3 protein-coding genes are annotated in these 2,834 nt (G+C 52.9%); all 3 read left to right on the top strand.

Annotated elements, in window-relative coordinates:
- On the top strand, nucleotides 1-512 hold a 512-nt coding region (locus tag O6944_02500; GenBank protein ID MCZ6718009.1), incomplete at its 5' end, for a uracil-DNA glycosylase family protein.
- 16 nt (nucleotides 513-528) lie between these two features.
- The gene (locus O6944_02505; protein ID MCZ6718010.1) at nucleotides 529-1,971 is read left to right on the top strand and encodes a hypothetical protein; all 1,443 of its coding nucleotides are present in this window, start codon (nucleotides 529-531) and stop codon (nucleotides 1,969-1,971) included.
- A gap of 207 nt (nucleotides 1,972-2,178) precedes the next feature.
- Complete coding sequence (locus O6944_02510) at nucleotides 2,179-2,634, top strand: hypothetical protein (GenBank protein MCZ6718011.1); 456 nt, start codon at nucleotides 2,179-2,181, stop codon at nucleotides 2,632-2,634.
- The last annotated feature ends 200 nt before the right edge of the window (nucleotides 2,635-2,834 follow it).

The following is a 2,834-nucleotide window of genomic DNA, read 5'->3' on the forward strand; positions in this document are numbered from 1 at the left end:
GCCCTCGTCCCGTCCTTCAACTTCACCCTGATGCTCGACTGCTCATTGCCGGTCAAGCACCCGGTCGGAAGGTCCATGAGTCCGGCAAGCCATTTGATGATGCCAGCGGAGAGAGACTGCGCGAGTGGATGGGTGTGACCCGCGATGTGTTCTACAACCCACAGCAGGTAGCAATTCTACCGATGGGTTTTTGTTACCCGGGCGCGGGGAAGTCTGGAGATCTTCCACCGCGGGCAGAGTGTGCGCCCGCATGGCGCGAGCAATTGCTAGGTCGCCTCGCACTCCTGGAGCTCACCTTGGTGATCGGACAATACGCACAGGCGTATCACCTGGATGAAGGACAATCGTCGCTGACTGAGAAAGTGCGTGCATGGCGGAAGTACTGGCCAAGCACGGTTCCGCTGCCACACCCGAGCCCGAGAAACAATATTTGGCTGCGCCGCAATCCGTGGTTCGAGACAGAATTATTGCCAGTACTACGGCAACGGGTCGAGGCAGTTCTTTCAAAGTAAGGTGTACGATGAGCAAATGAAACAAAAGAATATGTCTCAAGCCCTAAAACGAATCACTTTGGTAATGGCTGCCGCTGTCCTTGTATTTGTGGGCTGTGCGACGAAATTGCAAAGCCCTGACCTTGGAGGACTCTATAACGAACTGATCCAGGCAGAGGACCCCTACCGAAATCCTGTGATCGTTGTGCCGGGCATCCTGGGTTCGAAACTCAAGGACCTTGATTCGAACGCGGTTGTCTGGGGCGCGTTTGGCCCGGGCAGCGCAAATCCAAAAAAACCTGAGACCGCCCGCCTTATTGCGTTGCCTATGCGCGAGGGAGCACCGTTGGGCGCACTGCACGATAATGTGCGGCCAGATGGTGTGTTAGACCAGATTGAGGTCCATTTCGCCGGCCTGGATCTGCGTCTCAAAGCGTACTTTTACATGCTGGGTACTTTGGGAGCCGGCTATCGAGATAGTGAACTGGGTGAATCCGGCGCGATTGATTATGGTGACAGTCATTACACGTGTTTTCAGTTCGCCTATGACTGGCGTCGGGATATTGTCGAAAGTGCCAGGATGTTACATGAATTTATTCTGAGCCAACGCGCGTACGTTCAGGCTGAAACTGAGAAGCGATATGGCATTAAAGACCTCGACGTAAAATTCGATATTGTCGCTCATTCCATGGGTGGCCTTGTTGTACGCTACTACCTTCGCTACGGCCCGGCCGACCTACCATCCGACGGATCGCTCCCACCGCTGACCTGGGCGGGCGCCAGGTATATCGAAAATGTTGTCATGGTCGGCACCCCCAATGCGGGTTCGGTCGATTCCGTGAATGACTTGGTGGAAGGCCGCAAATTTGCACCGTTTTTCGGCACGTACGATTCGGCCATTCTCGGAACGATGCCATCGATTTATCAGCTCCTCCCACGAGGCCGGCACGGCGCCGTGATCAATGCCAGCACAGAGGAACGAATCGCGGACATCTATGATCCTGCGTTGTGGGAGCGTATGAACTGGGGACTGGCGGATCCGCGCCAGGATTCGGTGCTGCAGATGCTGCTACCAGAGGTTCAGGATGTTGCCATGCGGCGTCGCATTGCGCTTGACCATCAAAGCAAAGCCTTGCGGCGAGCCAAGCAGTTCGCCGCTGCATTGGATCTTCGCGCGTCCCCGCCCGCTGGCCTCTCACTCTATCTCATAGCTGGTGATGCGGTTCCCACCAACGCGGTGGTGGCAGTTGATACCTATAGCGGGGCAACAAACGTGGTTAAAGAAGCGCCAGGTGACGGTACTGTGCTACGAAGCAGTGCACTAATGGATGAGGGCATTGGCTCGGATGTCGTGGGGCGATTGGACTCCCCGATCGATTGGACGAGCGTGCATTTCCTCTTTACCGATCATATTGGACTGACTAAGGATCCTGGGTTTAGCGACAATCTTTTGTACTTGCTCTTTGAGAAGCCAAAATAGACTTTGGTTATTATCAACTGGTGCAATATGCGGGCTATTTCTTTGGCTCCTGGTCAATGCTCAACCGGTACGTAATCATAAGTGCCAACACCCTGAACAATGCTGAACCGTCAAGCCTTTCTTTCAACAGCCGATGCATAATGAGCTCGTCCCGGTGGTATTGATGGCATTGGCCAGCCCATTGAAGGATTTGTGCCATTTATGTTCATGCAAGCATTTCCTGGATTAGTGCTTAAAGACTTTGACGGTGCAGGCGCACTTTTGGGCGAGTACAAAATCGTGGAGAAAGAACTTGCATTTATTTTGGATGAAGGAGGCCCGATTCACTCCGCTGCCGAAGTAGTCTCGGAAGAAGGCATGAAGACAGTATTCGCAAATATCCAAAGGCGCACGAATGTGTTGATCACCACAACGGACGAGGTCGATGGACTGCTACTCAATCTGGGTGCGCCTCTAGATCTTGCAGGAACGGAGTGTTTGCCAGAACAAAGGGGTATTGATGCGTGCATCGAAATCTATCAGCCGGTGTGTGCGACCGTAAACGTTCAGTGTGTCACGATACCATGTGATCCTGTGCAGGAGACGTTTGCAAACTCATGCAAGGCATGCATAAACTCGCTGGTCAGTAGCTATACAAAGGGCGAGTGTCCAGTTGATCAATAAACCAAATAAACGCAGAAGCATTAAGCGCACGAGCCGAGACATCCCCATCTTTATAGTTAAAGATTAGATGTTGCATCGACCGGTTGAGATCGCCGTGGAAAGCGGTCATTGGATTCGATCTACAGTGCATGCTCAGGACAAGCGGCCCATTCTTAAGTGTTGCTGCGATATTCGAGGCGTGAGGCTTCTGCATACATTTG

Source organism: Gammaproteobacteria bacterium (assembly GCA_027296625.1).
In the GTDB taxonomy this organism is placed as follows: domain Bacteria; phylum Pseudomonadota; class Gammaproteobacteria; order JAKEHO01; family JAKEHO01; genus JAKEHO01.

Bases quoted from the DNA above. Each gene is read 5' to 3' on its own strand.
- O6944_02510 (MCZ6718011.1), top strand. From the start codon at position 2,179: ATGCAAGCATTTCCTGGATTAGTGCTTAAAGACTTTGACGGTGCAGGC.
- O6944_02505 (MCZ6718010.1), top strand. From the start codon at position 529: ATGAAACAAAAGAATATGTCTCAAGCCCTAAAACGAATCACTTTGGTA.